A 19217-nucleotide genomic window follows, 5' to 3' on the forward strand; every position below is an offset into this window, starting at 1 on the left:
TACGCCCCGGGGCGGCGGCCTCCGGCCAAGGACAGCCCACCGCCCCGGGTTCCCCCTGCCCATCCACAACGGAACAGGAGAACCACCAGGATGCCCTACTCCGTACATTGGCCTGAAGCCCTAGCCAACGCGCTCCGCGCAGTGCAGCGTGGCCTGCACGTCTTCCCCCTCACCTCGAAGAAGCTGCCCGCGGTCCGCAGCCCGCACGCCGACCAGCCGGACGCGGAGCCGTGCCGCGGCGAGTGCGGCCGTCCCGGGCACGGCGTACATGACGCAACCACCGTGCCCGCCGACATCCGGGCGCTGTTCCACGCGGCGCCCCGCGCCACGGGCTACGGCATCGCCTGCGGCCGCCGACCGATGCACCTGATCGGCGTGGACCTGGACCGCAAGAACGGCCTCGACGGCGTGGCCGCCCTCCGGGACCTGGCCCACGAGCACGGATTCGACCTCCCCGGGACGGTCACGATCGCGACCCCGAGCGGCGGCCTGCACCTGTGGCTCTCCGGCCCGGCCGGTGTGGTGGTGCCGAACTCCGCGAGCCGGATCGGCCCCGGCATCGACATCCGGGGGACCGGCGGCTACCTGGTCGGCCCCGGCTCCTGGACGCCCGCTGGCGTCTACCGCGTGCTGGCCCACAGCACCCCCGTGCCCCAGCCCGTACCAGCCGCGCTGCTGCAGCTCCTCGTGCCCTCGCCCGCCCAGGAGCGGCCCCGGCCCGCCCCGGCCGCCGGGCGCGGCACGCCCTCGCAGGCGTCCGATGCCCTGGTGCGCTTCGTCCGGGACTCTCCCGAGGGCCAGTTGAACAACCGGCTCTACTGGGCCGCCTGCCGGGCCTTCGAGAGCGGCGAGGACGCGGACAGCGTCGCGGCCGAGCTGCTGGCCGCCGCCTGCGCCGCCGGCCACCCCGAGCGGGGCGCCGCGCGCACCATCGCCAGTGCCCGCAGCCGGGTCGCCGGGAGGGCGGGCCGTTGAGCGAGAAAGAAGGCAAGGGCCCCTCGCAGGCATCCCTGCTGGTGCAGCTCGCCCGTGAACGGTACGACCTGGTGACGTCGGAAGACGGCCGCCCGTACGGAGTGAAGAAGCGCGGCCCGAACCTGGCGATGCCGCTCCGAGGCAAGGCCGGGCTGCGTGCCCAGCTCGCGCGCATCTACACCGACGCCTGTGACGGCGCCGTACCCTCCCAGTCCGCGCTGGCCGACGCCATGACCGTGCTGGAGGGCATCGCGGGCGCCACCGACCCGGTGCCGGTCCACATGCGGGTCGCGGGGGACGCCGGGCGCGTCGTCGTGGACCTTGGTACCGCCGACGGCCGGTGCGTCGTCGCGACTCCGGACGGCTGGCACGTCGCTGACCGCTCGCCGGTGCTCTTCCGCCGGTCCGGGGCCATGTCCCCGATGCCCGAACCGGTGCGCGGTGGCGACGGGCTGGCCGCGCTCCGGTCCCTGGTGAACATGGACGATGCCTCGTTCCACCAGTTGGTGGCGTGGCTGGTCGCCGCGTGGATCCCGCACATCCCGCACCCCGTGCTGACCTTCAAGGGAGAGCAGGGCACCGGCAAGTCGAAGGCCGCGCAGACGATCGTCAACCTCGTGGACCCCTCGCCCGCGGCCAAGCGGAGCCAGCCGCGGGACGTGAAGTCCTGGGCGACGCAGGCGTTCAACTCCTGGGCGCTGTGCCTGGACAACGTCAGCACCATCCCGCCGTGGCTGTCCGACACCCTGTGCAAGGCGGTGACCGGTGACGGCATCGTCGACCGCGCGCTCTACACCGACGACGACGTCGTCGTGCTCACCTTCCGCCGCGTCCTGGCGATGACCACCATCGACGCCGGGGCCCTGGCCGGTGACCTCGCCGAGCGGCTGCTGATGCTCGACCTGCAGCTCATCGACGAGAACAAGCGGCGGACCGAGGAAGAGCTGGACACCGCCTTCCACGAGGCACGGCCGGTGATCCTCGGAGCGCTGTTCGACCTGCTGTCGGCCGTGCTGAAGGAGCTGCCGAACGTCCACCTGACCCGTATGCCGCGCATGGCCGACTTCGCCCGCGTCCTGGCCGCCGTCGACCGGATCCAGGGGTGGAACACCCTGGACGCTTACACCACGTCCTCGGCGAACGTCGCCGCCGACGCGCTGGAGGGCGACCCGTTCGGCAGCGCGGTGGTCACCTTCGTGGAGTCCATGGGCACCTGGACCGGCACCGCCGGCGCCCTGCTGGAGTACCTGCCCGCCCCCGAGGTGCCACACCAGAAGTGGCCCAAGGACGCCACCCGGGCGGGCGGACGGCTCAAGCGGCTCGCGCCCATCCTGCGCTCGGTCGGCATCACCTTCGACGACACCCAGCGCACCCCGGACCGGCACCGCCAACGGCTCTACACGCTCACCGCGCCCACGGGCACCAGAGATGAGCGGATTCCAGCGTCCGAAGCACCCGCAGCGTCCGCAACGGCACCCGACCAGCACGAACGCGCGGACGCTGAGACCCTCGACAGCGTCCGGCCGGTGATCGCCCAGCGTCCGCAGGGCATCTCAGCGGACGCTGCGGACACCACACCGGACGCTGAGCGCGCCCCAGCGTCCGCACCCCGCACCGCCTCCGACCAGCACCGGAGCACGTCACCGGACGCTGCGGGCACTGCGGACGCTGAAATGCACCCAATCTCTGGACGCGAGCCGCTGTGCGGCATCTGCCGCCAACCCATGGCGGCCGCGCTCGTTGCCATCGGCGAGACGACGCATCCGTGCTGCGAGCCGGTACTCGACCCGCAGCGATAGCCGCTGAGGCGGCCTCCTCGAAAGCCCAGGGCGGCGGCCCCGGCCAAGGACAGCCCGCCGCTCTGTTTGCCCATCCCGCACGCCAACAGGAGAGAGCCAGATGGCAGAGGCATCCGCCGTAGCCACGCTGCGGGCCGGACTTCCGGACCGCTACCTCACCCCCGACGACATCGCCGAGATCTTCGGCGTGCCCGTCGAGACCGTCTACCAGTGGCGCAAGAAGCGCGTCGGCCCGCCCGGCTTCCGCATCGGCAAGCACCTTCGCTACGACCCCGACGACGTCAGCCGCTACGTCAGGGAGCGCAAGGCCGAAGACAGGGCCGCCTGACAGCAACGACCAACACAGCACGACACCCGCGGGGCGGGGCCACACGGCCCCGCCCCGCTCTCTGCTCTGCCCGAGAAAGGGAGCACAGCCTCAATGGCAGGCCACATTCAAGACCGCTGGTACAAGACCGAACCCGGCCCCAACGGCAAACCCCGCCGCGTCAAGACCGACCGCTACGGCACCGGCATGCGGTACCGCGCCCGCTACATCGGCCCCGACGGCACCGAGAAGAGCAAGTCATTCCCCGACAAGCAGAAGCGACTGGCCGAGAAGTGGCTGACGCACATCGAGGCCGACATGTCTCGCGGGCAGTACATCGACCCGCGCGCCGGGCGCATCACGTTCCGGGAGTACGGCGAGAAGTGGCTCGCCGCGCAGACCACCGACCCCAACACGAGAGTTCCGGTGGGTGTGCAGCTCAGGCTCCACGCTTTCCCGTACATCGGGGCACGCCCGCTCGATTCCTTCCAGCCTGGGCACATCCGGGAGTGGCTGGCCGAGCTGGAGCGAGCGGTACCGGCATCGTCCTACCGCCGGGTGATCTTCTCGAACGTCTCGTCAGTCCTGAGCGCCGCCGTAGATGACGCACTGCTTCTCAAGAACCCGTGCAAGGCACGGTCGGTCCGGGCGCCCGAGCGCGGGGCGCCGCGGGTACGCCCGTGGCCGGCCGAGCGCGTCTTTGCGGTGCGGGCCGCGCTCCCCAAGCGCTATCAGGCGATGGTGGACCTCGGGGGCGGCTGCGGCCTCAGGCAGGGAGAGATCTTCGGCCTACCCGATGATGAAGTGAACTACGAAACCGGATGGCTGCACGTCGGCTATCAGGTGAAGGTGGTCAACGGGCACCTGGTCTTCGCCCCGCCGAAGCGCAACAAGGAACGGGACGTGCCGCTGCCGGAGCGCGTGGCGCAGGTGCTCAAAGAGCACCGCAAGCACTTCCCGCCCGTGGACGTGACACTTCCCTGGCTGCGGCCGGACGGCCCGCCCGTCACCAAGCGTCTGCTGTTCTCCCTCATAGGAGGTGGCGCGGTCCGGCGGACCGACTTCAACACCCGGCTGTGGAAGCCCGCGCTCGTGGCGGCCGGGGTGATCCCCGAGCCGAAGAAGGGTGAGCGGCACGAGGCGGCGCGCGAACACGGTATGCACGCGCTGCGGCACTTCTACGCGTCGGTCCTGCTGGACGCCGGGGAGAACATCAAGGCCCTGAGCGGCTACCTTGGCCACACGGACCCAGGCTTCACCCTCCGGACGTACACGCACCTCATGCCGAGCAGCGAGGGGCGGACCCGGAAGGCCGTAGACCGGCTGTATGAGGCGGCCGACTCCGCGCCGGACGGCCCACAGACGGCCCAGGAGGAATGAGACGACTCCGGGCCAGCGCCGTGACGACGCTGGCCCGGATCATCGGTCTAGCGGTACACCCCCGCTGACCTGCCCTTACAGCACCGGCAGGTTCTTGCGCAGCTCGAAGGGGGTGACCTCGGAGCGGTACTCCTCCCACTCCTGCTTCTTGTTGCGCAGGAAGAAGTCGAAGACGTGCTCGCCGAGGGTCTCGGCGACCAGCTCGCTGCGCTCCATCAGGGTGATGGCCTCGCCGAGATTCTGCGGCAGCGGTTCGATGCCCAGGGAGCGCCGCTCCGCGTCGGACAGGGCCCACACGTCGTCGTCGGCACCGGCCGGGAGCTCGTAACCCTCCTCGATGCCCTTGAGGCCCGCCGCGAGCAGCACGGCGTAGGCGAGGTAGGGGTTGGCGCCGGAGTCGAGGGAGCGGACCTCGACGCGGGTGGAGCCGGTCTTGCCGGGCTTGTAGAGGGGCACCCGGACCAGCGCGGAGCGGTTGTTGTGGCCCCAGCAGATGTACGAGGGGGCCTCGCCGCCCGCGCCCGCGGTGCGCTGGGAGCCGCCCCAGATGCGCTTGTAGGAGTTGACCCACTGGTTGGTCACGGCGGAGATCTCCCCGGCGTGGCGCAGCAGGCCCGCGATGAAGGAGCGGCCGACCTTGGAGAGCTGGAACTCGGCGCCGGACTCGTAGAACGCGTTGCGGTCGCCCTCGAAGAGGGAGAGGTGGGTGTGCATGCCGGAGCCGGGGTGCTCGGAGAACGGCTTGGGCATGAAGGTGGCCTGCACGCCCTGCTCCAGCGCCACCTGCTTCATGACCAGGCGGAAGGTCATGATGTTGTCGGCGGTGGAGAGCGCGTCGGCGTAGCGCAGGTCGATCTCCTGCTGGCCGGGCGCGCCCTCGTGGTGGGAGAACTCGACCGAGATGCCCATCGACTCGAGCATGGTGATGGCCTGGCGGCGGAAGTCCATGCCGATGTTCTGCGGGGTGTGGTCGAAGTAGCCGGAGGAGTCGGCGGGCACCGGGCGGCTGCCGTCCACGGGCTTCTGGCTGAGCAGGAAGAACTCGATCTCGGGGTGGGTGTAGAAGGTGAAGCCGAGGTCGGAGGTCCTGGCCAGGATCCGCTTGAGGACGAAGCGCGGGTCGGCGAACGACGGGGAGCCGTCCGGCATCAGGATGTCGCAGAACATCCGGGCGGTGCCGGGGGCCTCGGCGCGCCAGGGCAGGATCTGGAAGGTGCCCGGATCCGGCTTGGCGATCATGTCGGACTCGTAGACGCGGGCGAAGCCCTCGATCGCGGAGCCATCGAAGCCGATGCCCTCGTCGAAGGCGCCTTCGAGCTCGGCGGGCGCGACGGCGACCGACTTGAGGAAGCCCAGCACGTCGGTGAACCACAGCCGCACGAACCGGATGTCGCGCTCTTCCAGGGTGCGGAGCACGAACTCCTGCTGCTTATCCATGGTCCCCTATCCTTGCAGGTCAGACGGCTCTTGGGGTACGCGTGGGGCGCCTGTGGTCCCCAGTATCACCCGGCGGGGTTTCGGCGAGGTTTCGCACCCGCGCCCCGTGTCCCCGCCACGATGTGTGCATCGTACTTTCACGCGGCCCCGGACGGCCCAGAGCGCTTTCCCTCCCGGGCCCGCCACCGGGGTTTCCATACCCCTTGGGGGTAGGCTCCGGCCATGCTCCGCCCCGCCCCGCCGTCGCGCGCCGCCCCGCCGTCGCGCGCCGTTCCGCTGCGCATAGCGGGGCGCGTACGCCGGACCCCGCGCCCCTGAGCGGGGCGGGCGTACGCGCCGACCTCCCACGCAGCTCACACACACCGGCATTGGGGTGCTCACTCATGCACGCATACACTCGCCGCGCCGTGATCGGCGCGGGAATCGGCGTCGCGGGCGGCGGACTGCTCGCTTCCTGCGCGGCCTCCTCCTCCGCGTCCCCGGCGTCCTCGGCCTCCGCCACGCCGTCCGCGTCCGGCAACCCCGGCGGCCCGGCCTCCGCCGTGCCCCCGGGCTATGTCTCCCCCGACGGCGAGGAGGTCGCCGCCGCCGAGCGCGGGCGGGCGCGGGGGGCCGTACGGGAGATCCGGCTGACCGCCACCCCCTCCTCGCTCGACCTCGGCGACCGCACGGTCAGGACCTGGACGTACGGCGACGAGCTGCCCGGTCGGCCGGTCCGGGTCACCGCCGGCGACACGCTCGCGGTCCGGCTCGACAACAACCTGCCGCGCTCGACCACCCTGCACTGGCACGGCATCGCGCTCCGCAACGACATGGACGGCGTGCCGGGCGTGACCCAGCAGCCGATCAGGCCCGGGGCCTCGTTCGACTACCGCTTCGCGGTGCCGGACCCGGGCACGTACTGGTTCCATCCGCACTCGGGCGTCCAGCTGGACCGGGGGCTGTACGCACCGCTGATCGTCGAGGACCCGAGGGAGCCGCTGGAATACGACCACGAGTGGATCGTCATGCTCGACGACTGGGTCGACGGGGTGGACGGCAGCACCCCGGACGCGGTGCTGGACGAGCTGACCGGCGGCCGGGCGAGGATGGCCGGGATGGACGACAGCGAGGGCGCCCAGGACACCGAGGACCTCGAAGGCGCCGACGGCGGCCCCGGCGGGCGCCCCGCCGGGCCGTCCCGGAGGCTGCGGGGCGCCCGCAGCCGGCTGCTGGAGGGCGACCCGGGGGACGTGGCGTACCCGTACTACCTGGTCAACGGCCGCGCCCCGGAGGACCCCCGGGCCTTCCGCGCCAAGCCGGGCGACCGCATCCGCATCCGCTTCGTCAACGTGGGCGGGGACACCCCCTTCCGCGTCGCGCTCGGCGGCCACACCATGACGGTCACCCACACCGACGGCTACCCGGTCGAGCACACCACCACCGACGCGCTGCTGCTGGGCATGGCCGAGCGCTACGACGTGCTGGTCACCGCCCAGGACGGCGTCTTCCCGCTCGTCGCGCTCGCCGAGGGCAAGGGGGGCGCCGCGATGGCCCTGCTGCGCACGAGCGACGGCGCCGCCGCGCCGCCGCCGTCCGTGCGCCCCAGGGAGCTGGACGGCAGGCTGCTCACCGCGGACCGGCTCAAGGCCGCGGAGGACGTGCGGCTCACCCCGCGCGACCCCGACCGGACCGTCCGGCTGCGGATGACGGGGTCCATGGCGAGGTACGACTGGGCGATCAACGGCAAGCCCTACGACCCGGCGCAGCGCTATCCGGTGCGCGCGGGCGAGCGGGTCCGCGTCTCGTTCATCAACGGCACCGACATGTGGCACCCGATGCACCTGCACGGCCACACCTTCCAGCTCCCGGGCGGCGGCCCGCGCAAGGACACGACGATCGTGCTGCCGCACCACAAGGTGGACGTGGAGTTCGACGCGGACAACCCGGGGCTGTGGATGGTCCACTGCCACAACATCTACCACTCCGAGTCCGGGCTGATGACAATCATCGGATACCGGAAGTAGCCGCACCCCCGCGGCCTCGTCGTGGTCCGCGGTGAATACGTTCGTCCTGAATACGGGACAACGACACGCCGTGCCGTCGGCGTGTCGTTGTCCCGTTCTCACCCTTCTGTTCTCACCGCGAGGTAACTGTCCCGGCCTGGCTTTCCACGTGCGCGTCCAGGAATTTCCTGATCAACCCGAGCCACTCCGCCGGCGCCTCCACGAACGGCAGGTGGCCGGACGGCAGCTCGGCGAACTCCGCGCCGGGTATCCCGTCCGCGACCTCCCGGTGGTGGTACGGCGTCACCATGGAGTCCACGGCGGTGGAGATCACCAGGGTGGGCACCCGCACCCGGCCGAGGTCCTCGCGCACGTCCACGCTGCCGACGAGCTCGACCTGCTCCACGGCCCCAGGCGGTACGGAGTCCCGGGCCCCGGCCACGGTGGCCGCGAGTTCATCCGCGGTCATCCGGTCCACGAACGGCGCCCCGGCGCCGTTGAGCACCGCCCACCGGGCCAGCGCCTCCTCGTCGCCCGACCGCAGATGGCGCAGCCAGTCCTCGCTCAGCAGCCGCAACCGGGCGTTCGGGCGCGCGAAGCCGGCCGTCAGCACCAGCGCGGTCACCCGTTCCGGGTGCCGGCTCGCGGCCCGCAGCGCGACCGGGGTGCCCAGGGAATAACCTGCGATCGCGAAGGTGTCCAGGCCCTCCTCGACAGCGGCGGCGACGAGCTCGTCGGCCAGCCGGTCGAGCTGGAGCGGCTCCTCGGCGCGCGGGGTGCGCCCGGAGCCGGGGTAGTCCGGGCCGACCACCTTGTAGCGCTCGGCCAGCCCGTCGAGGATCGGACCGTAATTCCCGTCGATGCTCCCCGTCGCCCCATGGGCGAGCAACAGCCCGGGGCCCGAGCCGCGCACGATACGTCCGAGTGTTGATGCGGTGGTCATGAAGGTGTTCCTTCCGTGGAATATCAATGTGCTGATCCCGGCGCCACGACGAGGCTGCCTGGACGATCACAGGGCCTGGCGCGCCGGCTCGGCGTCGCCGTTCCGGCCCGGCCGTACGCGGCCGCGCCCCGTGAAGACTGTCTGGGCCGTCAGACCGAGCCCGGCCAGCACGACGAGCGCGCCGATCGGGGCGAGTGCGGTGAGGCCGAGGCCGCCGCTGCCCAGAACCCGGCCGCCGAGCCAGGACCCGGCCGCGATGGCGAGGTTGAAGACGGAGGTGTACGCGGACACGGCCAGTGTGGGGGCGTCCGGCGCGGCGGCCACCGCCTGGGTCTGCAACACCGGCACCAGCGCGAAGGCGACCACGCCGAGGCCGAACACCGTCACCGCGGCCGTCGCGGCCCAGTGGCTGGTGACCGCGAAGGCGGCCAGCCCGGCCGCCAGCGCGCCGATCAGGACGCGCAGCGCGCTGCGGGGGCGGCGGTCGGCCAATCGGCCCCCGATGATGTTGCCGACGAGCGCCCCGCCGCCGAAGACGACCAGCAGGACCGTGACGGACCCCTCGCCGAATCCGGCGACGCCGCCGAGTATCGGCGCGATGTAGGTGTAAACGACGAAGAACCCGGTCTCCACGACCAGAGTGACCGCGAGGAGTACGACGGCCCGGCGGACGCGCAGCGCCGCGAGCCCGTCTCGGAGCCGGGGCGCCGCGTCCGGGCGGATGGCCGGGACGAGCAGCGCGACGGCCGCGAACGCCAGCGCGCTGACCGAGCCGAGGGCCCAGAACGCCGCCCGCCAGCCATGGGCGTTCCCGATCCAGGTGCCGAGCGGAGCGCCGAGGACGGTGGCGAGGTTCAGCCCGGTGGACACGAAGGCGACCGCCCGGCCCCGCCGCTCCTCGGGGACCATCGCCGCGGCGGTCACCACGGTGATCGCGAAGAAGGTGCTGTGGGTCAGCGCGGTGAGCACCCGCGCGGCCATCAGCAGCCCGAACCCGCCGGCGCTCGCGGCCACCAGATTGCCCGCCGTGAACACGCCCAGCAGCCCCAGCAACGCCCCCTTACGCGGCGCGCACAGCGTCAGCGCGGTCACCACGGGACCGCCGACGGTGGCCGCCAGCGCGTAGCCGGTCACCAGCAGCCCGGCGGTGGGCACGGACACCCGCAGATCACCGGACAGCTCCGGCAGCAGACCTACCACCACATACTCGGCCGTGACCACCACGAACAGACATGCGGCGAGCGCGACGAGCGCGAGCCGGTTCACACGGGGAGACGTTGAACGCATGCCCGTGACGCTAAAGTCTCACATCGGTGTCAGAGTCAAGTCAGTGGGTGATTCCGCGGATCATGACTCCCGGAGCTGCTCAGATGAGGTTGTGGTGAGTATCGGACAGCGACACGCCATGGCGTCGGCGTGTCGCTGTCCGATACTCACCACAAAGTCACTGGCGTCCCCGTCAGGCGCCGAGGGGCAGCGGCGGCCGTCGGGGATGTGCCAGGCGTACTCACGCCCGTCGGCCTCCCGGACGTAGCCGAAGCGGTCTTGAGCGGGCCGGCCGTGGTCGTCCCACCAGAGCCAGGCGGCCTCCGTCCGCTCCCACAGGTCCACGGCGCCACCGTAGGTGACGGTGGCGACGCGTTCCCCGGTCAGCGGGGCGCGGGCCCACGCCCCATCGCGCCGCTGAAGCTGCAGCTCCATGTCACCGGTCCCGTCGTCGACGTGGTAGACGAGCTCGACACCGGGGAGGTGGAAGGCGGCCACCAAGCGGAACGGGTAGTACGCACGGATGTCCGCGGCGATGACCTTGCTCGCCCGCTCCTCGGCCAGGGGTGCGTATGGTGCCCTCTCACACCGGGAGTACCCGCGCGCGGCACCGCGAGCCGCCATGAAGCGTCCGGTTGCGGTGGTGAAGTGCCCCAGCGCCCGACGCTCCTCGTCGACAGCGAGACGGACGAGGCCACCCTCCATGCCGAGGGACAGGTCGGCCAGGATGATGCCGCCGGGCCGGGTCTGCTCGATCCATGCGGCAGGGATACCAGGGACCGAGCAGGTCGCGATGATCCGGTCGAACACGGAGTGTGCCGGGTAGCCGCTTTGACCATCGCCGACGGCGAGGTGCGGCTGAAAACCGGCCGTGGTGAGTCGACTGCGTGCGCTTTCGACGAGGTCAGGGTCGATGTCGACGGAGTACACAAGGCTGTCGCCGAGGCGAGCGCTCGGAAGGGCCGCGTTATAGCCGCTGCCTGTGCCGATTTCGAGGACCCTGTGTCCGTCCTCTACGCTGAGGTCTTCGAGCATGTGCGCCATGAGGCTGGGCAGAGTGCTGGACGACGTGGGCACGCCAGTCCATGCGTGCTCGCCGACCTGTTCGGCGGTGTCGGGGTCGAGCGCGGTGACAAGGGTCTGGTCGCTGTAGACGGCGGCGAGCCTGGCGTCGCGGTCGAACGCTTCACACAGGCGCCACACGGCGATCCCCCTGTCGTTGGTCTCCTGCCTGTACCACGTGGGCACGAAGACATGGCGGGGCACGGTGGCGAATGCCTCGGCCCATTCGGGCGACCGGATCGAACCGCCCTTCTACAACTCGGCGACGAGGCCGGCGCGGAGCGGCCATACGTCGTCGAGGTCGGGGTGACTCACGCGGGTACTCCTTGCAGTTCGTCAGCGATGGCCTCCGCGATGCGTAGCCCTGTGGCGTGCTGGATCCAGTCCCATCGGGAGCGAGGGCGCGTTGCCGCGCGCGGTCCGTACAGGCGATGCGTACGGCGGCGAGGGGTCAGGCCTCCACGGAGGTCGGGGCGCCGACTCACTGCTCTCCACCACCCGGGACACCCCGCGCGCCCCGGCCCAGCGCGCCCGCCGTGACCGCGACGGCCAGGCCCACGACGGCCAGGGTCGGCGAGGTCCAGCGCCAGCTCCGCTCAACTCTGCATCGGCGGACACGCCCAGGTGCCGCGCTGGGCCGGGCTGCAGCAGCGCGGGGACACCGAGTTGGCCAGTCCTCGTCCTGCACGACACCGAGACCGCCCGTCAGTCAGGATAAAACTGGCTCATGAGACATCGTCCTATTCACCTTTCTCCAGCACGAAGGCGCAGTCATCAGTGCTGCCTGACGAGTCGTACAGGAAGAAAGAGGAGCGATCTCCCCCTATGATCAAGAGTTCAGGCTTCTCAAGAATCTGCATGTCGGTCGACCCAAGGAAAGTCAGGTCGACGTAGTAAGATTTCTCCCCCATCGGCTGGATATCCCAGACTCCTGAACCGCTGATCCGGTCCATATCGCCAGGATCACGCAACGGCTCTTCCCACACCGGCCAGTTCTTCACCGTGAACGCAACTGACCCAGACTCAGAGGAATCCGACGGGGGCTTCAGTATCAGCTCACTTCCTTTCTGGCCCCGGTAATGCCCGTAAATTTGCCGCTTATCGACCGACCCAAGGTAAGGCTCCGGATCACAAGGCGTGCGGTAGTCCCCGGAGATGAGGTTGAAACAAACCACGAAACCAGTCCACAGTACCGGTATCCCCACCAGCAAGGTCATGCATCCTCGTAGTTTGGTGGCGAACAAGCGCCGGAGCAGCCTACGGCCACGTCGGCCGTCCTTACGAACCATCGGCGGGAATCCGCTCCGTCCACACGATTTTCTGATGGATGTCACGACCCGGCCCCCAGCCCGAGTTGACGATATCCATCCATTTATGGTAGCCGATATAATGCAGGAAGGATGAACGGCTTGTTTTGTTGTCCAGCTCGTATTTCACTACGAGCGACCCGTCGTCCTCAACACCCTTGACCTCGTATTTGACCGAGTACGAGCCGGTGAATGCTTGACCGAGTCCGTCCTTGTCGTTGGTGAATATGGCAGGGATGTCTTCCGTGACCAGCTTTTTACCGGCACCGATATATCCGTCCTCAGAAATTGAGTACTTGACGTCACCCTTCAACCGCGCGGTCTCCTGCCATTTGCTGAGCGTTTTCTCTCTGATGCCCTTCATGCTCTCACTTCTGCGGATCAGTTCGGTGAGCTTGTCGCCGTTGGTGAACTCTCTGTGCTCCGGGCCGGTACCCGAGAGCCAGTCCCATCCCAAGCGGTAAGGGTGAACGTTGTTGCGATCAGGCCAAGGATCTTTCCCGTCCAGGGCCCGGCCCACCGCGTTGTACTGATTCTCGCTGATCGAGTCGGTGTGATTGATATCGGTGCGCTGCTTGCCGCTGTTGAACCAAGCGCCGAGCCCGATATCCGTCATGAGCGTGACCGCAAGGGCGTGATCGGCCTTGATGCCTTTCTTCACCAGATCGATGATCTCATCCTGGGCGTCGTCCATCGCTTTTTCGGTCGAGGCTCCCCCAGGGCGGGAAACCACACCGTCACTGTCGACATGCAGACCTTGGTCCCTGGCCCGCCGTACCGCGTCCTTGAGGTCCTTCTGAATGACCCTCAGCTCACCGACGGCGTCCTCGATGACCTTTCGCACACTGTCGGCGACTTTGGTGGCCGATTCGATCTGGTCGCGGATGTTGTCGATCTGAGCCCACGCATAGGGGGCTGCGGCACCCTCCCAGTACCCCTCGTCCTTGAGGGGCTTGAGCATCTCCTTCTGGACGCGCTTGGCTAACCCTTTGATGTCTTTGTGTGTCGCGCGCCATTTATCGGCGAGCGCGTCGAGTTTGCTGAAATCCGTGTTCATCAGCTCCGGGAAGAAGGAAGGCATCAGTTCTTCTTCCTCCACACGGGCTGAATGGACTCCCAGACCTCGTGGTCGGTGCTGGTGTGGCTGCGTGCGGCTGCTCGCAGGCTCTCAGAGATGGTCTGGAGCCATGCGACCACCGTGCCGGCCTGGGCCTCCCAATTTCCGTGAGAGGTCTTGAGCGCACGTGCGGACTCCCAACCGCCCATGGCCGTCACGGCGCTCTTCGTCGGCTCTTCGAGAGCGGCAGCGGGCTTGGAGAAGTCGTCGTATATCTTGTCGGCGCTGTCAGCGGCGGCACGCAGTACTGAAGTCGCGATCTTCAGTTTCTTCCCCTGCAGAGACGGCGGCAGCTCGGGAGTTCCTTCCACTGGCTTGCTCGGCATGCCGGAGAGATACTCGTCGATCTTCGACTTGGGCCGCGTGGCTGGGGGGTCTTTGGGTTGCAGGTGGGGACTGAGGATCAGCGACTTTCCCTCGGATGGATCAGCACCCGGAGGTGTCGGTAGAAACAGCGGCGGTTCCGGCAGATCACCTTCTGTTGTCCGTTTTCCTGTCATATGGACGACCCCCCTATCGCCTACCCACTGCATACGAAGCGTGTTTGAATACGTGTGTCAGCGTAACCGACGGCCTCCCGCTGTTTCGACTGGGTTACGCACCGCAGTTGTCGGCCGATCGCCCGTCCATGTCGCGCCCCACAACGTCGCGCTCCCGCTCCCGACATCGGCCGGGAGCGGGAGCGCGTTCATGCGGACGGTTGGTGCGGACTCCGCGGTCAGCTCACCTCGGAGTAGCGGGGCACCGAGTCGCTGGTCGCCACCACGCGGGACGGCTCGTGGCGGTCGCGGTCGAGCGCGCCCGCCGTGACGGCGATGGCGAGGCCGACCACGGCGAGGACGGCGCCGACCAGGGTCGGGGAGGTCCAGCCCCAGCCGGCCGCGATCGCGACGCCGCCGAGCCAGGCGCCGCCCGCGTTGGCGAGGTTGAAGGCGGAGTGGTTGGAGGCGGAGGCGAGGGTCGGGGCGTGGCGGGCCTTGTTCATGACCAGCATCTGCAGCGGGGTCGTGGTCATGAAGCCGACCGCGCCCAGCACCACGACCGTGGCCAGGGCCGCCCACTTCACGTGCACCGTGAAGTCGAACAGCACCAGCACCGCCGCGAGGGCCGCCAGCGAGCCGTAGAGCGTCGGGCGCAGCGCCCGGTCGGTGAGGGGTCCGGCGATCAGCGCGCCGAGGGTCATGCCGATGCCGAAGAGGGCGAGCACCACCGTGACGGAGGCCTCGGCGAGGCCGGTGACCTCGGTCATCATCGAGGCGAGGTAGCTGTAGACGGCGAAGACGCCGGCGAAGCCGAAGACCGCGGTGAGCAGGCCCAGCACGACCTGCCGGTCGCGCAGCGCGCCCAGCTCGTGGCGGAGGCCGGCCTGCTGGTCGAGGGAGATCCGCGGGACGAGCCGGGCGAGCGCGGCCATGGCGACGACGCCGATGGCGGCGACCACGAGGAAGGTGGCGCGCCAGCCGAGGCGCTGGCCGAGCAGGGTGGCCACGGGCACGCCGACGATGTTGGCGACGGTGAGGCCGAGGAACATCGTGGCGACCGCGCGGGCCCGCCGTTCCTCCGCCACCAGCCGCGCCGCGACCACCGCGCCGACGCCGAAGAACGCGCCGTGCGGCAGCCCGGCGAGCACCCGCCCGGCCACCAGCAGCCCGAAGGAGGGGGCCAGGGCGGAGGCGAGGTTGCCCACCGTGAAGAGCGCCATGAGAAGGATGAGCATCCGCTTGCGCGGGACGCGGGAGCCGAGGGCGGTCAGGAGCGGAGCGCCCACCACGACTCCGATGGCGTAGGCGGAGACGAGGTATCCGGCGGTTGGCACCGAGGTGCCCAGATCGTCGGCGACGTTGGGCAGCAGGCCCATCATCACGAACTCGGTGGTACCGATGCCGAAGGCGCTCACAGCGAGTGCGAGCAGGGCCAGGGGCATGAGAGACCTTTCCAAACGGGGAAAAACTGCGGGGACTTTTTATGTTCTCTTCCGGAACAAAGTCTCTCACGCGTTTTGTTCCCCCCGCGAAACCCCCAGGTGAACAGATCGTTAGGGCTTGCCGCTCAGAGCTTGACCGACGCCGCCACCGGCAGGTGGTCGCTCTCGGTCCGCGGCAGGGTCCACGCCGACACCGGCGCCACCCCGCGCACCATGATCTGGTCGATCCGCGCCATCGGGAACGACGCGGGCCAGCTGAAGCCGAAGCCGTCGCCCGCCGCGCCCTGCGCGGAGCGCATCTGCGAGGTGACGGGGGCCAGCGCCCGGTCGTTCATCGTGCCGTTCAGGTCGCCCAGCAGGATCACCCGCCGGAGCGGCTCGTGGGCGATCGCCGCGCCCAGCGCGTCGGCGCTGTCGTCGCGCTGCCCGGCGGTGAAGCCCGAGTTGAACTTCACCCGGACGGATGGCAGGTGGGCGACGTAGACGGCGACCCGGCCGGCCGGGGCGGCGACGGTGGTGCGCAGCGCCCGCGTCCAGCCCAGCTTGATGTCCACCGGCTTGGTGCCGGAGAGCGGGTACTTGCTCCACACCCCGACCGTGCCCTGGACCGTGTGGTACCGGTAGGTGCCGGCCAGCGCCCGCGCGTACGTGGGCACCGCGGCGCTCTTCAGCTCCTCCAGGGCCACCACGTCCGCGTCCGAGGCGGCCACGTCCTTCGCGGTGGCGGCCGGGTCGGGGTTGTCCGCGTTGACGTTGTGGGTGACGACGGTCAGATCGCCGCCGCTGCCGGACTTGTCGGCGAACATCAGCCCGCCGAAGAGGTTCAGCCATACGGAGACCGGCAGCACCAGCGCGAGCAGGGCGCTCGCCGAGCGGCGCACCAGCGCGAGCACCAGCAGCACCGGGACCAGCAGGCCCAGCCAGGGCAGGAAGGTCTCCAGCAGGCTGCCGAGGTTGCCCACCCGGTTGGGGATCTCGGCATGGAAGATCATGACCAGCGCGAGGACCACCGCGATCGCCGCGAGCACCAGACCCCGCCGCCAGAAGCCGCGGTCACGCCGGAGCCCGTCGAGGAGACGCCGGACCCTGGAGCCGGTCGGCCGCGGGGCATCCCCTGGGTGCTGCGCCGTCTCCTGCGTGTACGCCTGCGCCATTCGCTGTCCGTCCCTCACTGCCTCTGCCACTGCCTCGTCCGCCGCGCCCTGCGCCAAGACCCTAGGTGATCACCAGGCTTCCCCCGACACCCGGGCGAGCGCCCCCCGACAAGGGGACGTTCGCCGGGAGCGTACGGGTTCCGGATGCCGGGGGAGGCGGGACCGTTGTGACAGAACGAGCACAAACCAGCCGCAAGGCGGCGGATGTCACGGCCGGGGCCGCACCCCCTCCAGCACCGTATCGACGATGGTCTCGGCCAGTCCCTCCGGGAGCGCCTTCCACTCGTGGAGGATCACGCGGGACAGCATCGGACCGGTGAACAGGTCGGCGAGCAGCTCGAGGTCCAGATCGCCGCGGATCTCGCCGCGGGCCATCCCGCGGCGCAGCACCTCGTACAGCATTTCCCGCCGGGCCGCTATCACATGGGCGTCGTAGGCGCGCCACAGCTCCTGGTTTGCGTGCATCTGGGTGACGACCGTGCGCAGGAGGGCGGAGTTCCGCTTGGCCAGGCCGCGCCGCCGCATCAGCTCCAGGAGGGTGACCAGGTCGTCGCGGACCGAGGCCCCGGCCGGCCTCGGGTTCGGCTCCTCCAGGGAGCGCATCACATCGATCATCAGCGCTTCCTTGCCGGACCAGCGGCGGTAGACGGTGGCCTTGCCCACCCCCGCCTCGCGCGCGATCCGCTCGATGGACAGCTCCCCGATCGTGGCGCCCTCCTCGATCAGCCGCAGCGCGGCCTCGATGATCGCGGCGTCGGCGGCGGCGCTGCGCGGCCGCCCCGGCAGCCGGGCCCCCGCGTACCCGGACGCGGTCATCGTCCCGCCCCGGCTCCCGCCTTCTCCCTCGGCCGGCCGGCGTCGGGGTCGCCGGGGGCGGCTCCCTTGCGGGGGAGGAAGGCCACCGAGACCAGCGCGCCGAGGAGGGCGACCGCGGCCGAGCCGAGCGCGGTGACGTGCATGGCGTGGATGAAGGCGTCATGGGCCGGGCCGATCAGCGCCTGGCCCTTGGGCCCCAGCTTCTCGGCGAGGCCGAGGGTGGCCTCGACGGACTCCCCCGCCGCGTGGCGCGCGGAGTCGGGCAGCCCGGGCACGGCCGCCAGCGTGTCCTTGATGCCGTCGCGGTAGGCGGTGGAGAGCACCGAGCCGAGCACCGCGACCCCGAGCGCGCCGCCGACCTGGCGGAAGGTGTTGTTGAGCGCCGAGCCGGAACCGGCCTTCTGGCGCGGCAGCGTCTGCATGACCGTCAGCGTGACGGGCGGCATGATGTGCGCCATCCCCGCGCCCTGGACGAAGAAGAGCACCTCCATCACCACCAGCGGGGTGTCCACCGCCAGCTGGGTGAAGCCCGCCATGGTTCCGGCCACCAGCAGCATGCCGCCCGCGCACACCGTCCGGACCCCGAACCGCTCGACGACCAGCCGGGTGCGCGGCGCGAAGATCAGCTGGGCGACGGCGAGCGGCAGGATCAGCAGGCCGGACTCCAGGGCGCTGTAGCCGCGCACGCTCTGGATGTAGAAGACCATGAAGAAGGTCACGCCCATCAGGGCGAAGAAGACCAGCGCGATCGCGGCGATGGCAGCCGAGAAGGCGGGCTTGCGGAAGTACGAGACGTCGATGGCCGGGTGGTCGCTGCGCTTCTCGTGCACCACGAACAGCACCAGGACGGCCAGTCCGCCGCCGATCGTGCCCAGCACCCGCCCGTCGGTGAAGTCGGCGAGCTGGCCGCCCTTGATGATGCCGTACACCAGGAGCACCAGGCCCACGACCGACAGCACCACCCCGCCGGGGTCCAGCCGGCCGGGCGCCGGGTCCTTGGAGTCGGGGACCAGCAGGCTCATCGCGACCAGCGCGACGATGACGATGGGCACGTTGACGAAGAAGACCGAGCCCCACCAGAAGTGCTCCAGCAGCACCCCGCCGGTGATCGGGCCGATGGCGATGCCGAGGCCGACGGCGGCGGTCCAGATGCCGATGGCCCTGGGCTGCTCCTCGCGCTCGAAGACGTTCACCAGGATCGCGAGGGTGGCGGGCATCACGAACGCCGCGCCCAGGCCCATCACGGCCCGGTAGCCGATCAGTTCGCCCGGCGAGCCGGAGAACGCGGCGAGCACCGAGCCGATGCCGAACACCGTCATGCCGCCCAGCAGCACCTTCTTGCGGCCCAGCCGGTCCCCGAGGAGCCCGGCGGTGAACAGCAGCCCGGCGAAGACGAGGGTGTAGGAGTTGATCGCCCATTCCAGCTGGCTCTGGGCGGCGCCGAGCCCGGTGGGCTCGGGCGAGGCGATGGTCTTCATCGCCACGTTGAGTATGGAGTTGTCGAGGACGACGACCAGGACGCTGAGCATCAGCACGACCAGGATCGCCCACCGCCTGCGGTGGATCACCTCGGGGACGCCGCTCTCGGCGGGGGCGCCCTGGGTGTCGGAGGGGGATGCCATATCTCCCAGGCTAGGCAGCGTTCCGAGACGGCCCCGTCTCGTATTGGAAAATCTTTGCGAGGCTTTACCGGACTTTTCGATGAGCGGCTTTTCGTATCCCGGGGTGGCCCAGCGCACGCCGGG

General features: G+C 70.0%; 16 protein-coding genes. 5 read left to right on the forward strand and 11 right to left on the reverse strand.

Annotation, left to right across the window (positions count from 1 at the left end):
- The first annotated feature begins 90 nt into the window (after positions 1-90).
- The 4 genes from ABFY07_RS08175 to ABFY07_RS08190 all read left to right on the forward strand — a co-directional run bounded on the left by ABFY07_RS08175 (position 91) and on the right by ABFY07_RS08190 (position 4461).
- Entirely contained in the window at positions 91-975 is an 885-nt protein-coding gene (locus ABFY07_RS08175; RefSeq protein ID WP_346173805.1) for a bifunctional DNA primase/polymerase, read from the forward strand.
- On the forward strand, positions 972-2774 hold the full coding sequence (locus tag ABFY07_RS08180) for an ATP-binding protein (RefSeq protein WP_346173806.1): 1803 nt from the start codon (positions 972-974) through the stop codon (positions 2772-2774). Before ABFY07_RS08175 ends, ABFY07_RS08180 begins: the two co-directional genes overlap by 4 nt.
- A gap of 100 nt (positions 2775-2874) precedes the next feature.
- Complete coding sequence (locus ABFY07_RS08185) at positions 2875-3102, forward strand: helix-turn-helix domain-containing protein (RefSeq protein WP_346173807.1); 228 nt, start codon at positions 2875-2877, stop codon at positions 3100-3102.
- 93 nt (positions 3103-3195) lie between these two features.
- Entirely contained in the window at positions 3196-4461 is a 1266-nt protein-coding gene (locus tag ABFY07_RS08190) for a tyrosine-type recombinase/integrase (protein WP_346173808.1), read from the forward strand.
- A 75-nt stretch (positions 4462-4536) separates the two neighbouring features.
- On the opposite strand, the gene glnA is transcribed toward ABFY07_RS08190, so the two are convergent.
- Positions 4537-5898 carry a type I glutamate--ammonia ligase gene (glnA, locus tag ABFY07_RS08195; RefSeq protein ID WP_346173809.1) on the reverse strand — a complete coding sequence of 454 codons (1362 nt, stop codon included), beginning with the start codon at positions 5896-5898 and terminating at the stop codon, positions 4537-4539.
- A 383-nt stretch (positions 5899-6281) separates the two neighbouring features.
- Here glnA and ABFY07_RS08200 point away from each other — a divergent pair, with 383 nt between their 5' ends.
- Positions 6282-7904 (forward strand): multicopper oxidase family protein, encoded by a 1623-nt coding sequence (locus tag ABFY07_RS08200; RefSeq protein ID WP_346173810.1) that lies wholly within the window; start codon positions 6282-6284, stop codon positions 7902-7904.
- 112 nt (positions 7905-8016) lie between these two features.
- Here the strand turns inward: ABFY07_RS08200 and ABFY07_RS08205 are convergent, their stop codons facing one another.
- The 10 genes from ABFY07_RS08205 to ABFY07_RS08250 all read right to left on the reverse strand — a co-directional run bounded on the left by ABFY07_RS08205 (position 8017) and on the right by ABFY07_RS08250 (position 19094).
- Positions 8017-8826 (reverse strand): alpha/beta fold hydrolase, encoded by an 810-nt coding sequence (locus ABFY07_RS08205; RefSeq protein WP_346173811.1) that lies wholly within the window; start codon positions 8824-8826, stop codon positions 8017-8019.
- Positions 8827-8892: 66 nt separating this feature from the next.
- The gene (locus tag ABFY07_RS08210; RefSeq protein ID WP_346173812.1) at positions 8893-10113 is read right to left on the reverse strand and encodes an MFS transporter; all 1221 of its coding nucleotides are present in this window, start codon (positions 10111-10113) and stop codon (positions 8893-8895) included.
- A 60-nt stretch (positions 10114-10173) separates the two neighbouring features.
- Entirely contained in the window at positions 10174-11340 is a 1167-nt protein-coding gene (locus tag ABFY07_RS08215) for a methyltransferase domain-containing protein (RefSeq protein ID WP_346173813.1), read from the reverse strand.
- A gap of 554 nt (positions 11341-11894) precedes the next feature.
- On the reverse strand, positions 11895-12371 hold the full coding sequence (locus ABFY07_RS08220; RefSeq protein ID WP_346173814.1) for a hypothetical protein: 477 nt from the start codon (positions 12369-12371) through the stop codon (positions 11895-11897).
- Positions 12372-12432: 61 nt separating this feature from the next.
- A complete protein-coding gene (locus ABFY07_RS08225; RefSeq protein WP_346173815.1) occupies positions 12433-13560 on the reverse strand; it encodes a hypothetical protein in 1128 nt (375 codons plus the stop codon).
- On the reverse strand, positions 13542-14078 hold the full coding sequence (locus ABFY07_RS08230) for a WXG100 family type VII secretion target (protein WP_346173816.1): 537 nt from the start codon (positions 14076-14078) through the stop codon (positions 13542-13544). Before ABFY07_RS08230 ends, ABFY07_RS08225 begins: the two co-directional genes overlap by 19 nt.
- A 218-nt stretch (positions 14079-14296) precedes the next feature.
- Entirely contained in the window at positions 14297-15502 is a 1206-nt protein-coding gene (locus ABFY07_RS08235) for an MFS transporter (RefSeq protein ID WP_346173817.1), read from the reverse strand.
- 125 nt (positions 15503-15627) lie between these two features.
- On the reverse strand, positions 15628-16656 hold the full coding sequence (locus ABFY07_RS08240) for an endonuclease/exonuclease/phosphatase family protein (protein WP_346173818.1): 1029 nt from the start codon (positions 16654-16656) through the stop codon (positions 15628-15630).
- A gap of 207 nt (positions 16657-16863) precedes the next feature.
- The gene (locus tag ABFY07_RS08245; RefSeq protein ID WP_346173819.1) at positions 16864-17472 is read right to left on the reverse strand and encodes a TetR/AcrR family transcriptional regulator; all 609 of its coding nucleotides are present in this window, start codon (positions 17470-17472) and stop codon (positions 16864-16866) included.
- Complete coding sequence (locus tag ABFY07_RS08250; protein ID WP_346173820.1) at positions 17469-19094, reverse strand: MFS transporter; 1626 nt, start codon at positions 19092-19094, stop codon at positions 17469-17471. The genes ABFY07_RS08245 and ABFY07_RS08250 overlap by 4 nt, the downstream gene beginning before the upstream one ends.
- Between the last annotated feature and the right edge of the window lie 123 nt (positions 19095-19217).

The organism is Streptomyces sparsogenes subsp. cuspidosporus, from assembly GCF_039532705.1.
In the GTDB taxonomy this organism is placed as follows: Bacteria; Actinomycetota; Actinomycetes; order Streptomycetales; family Streptomycetaceae; genus Streptomyces; species Streptomyces sparsogenes.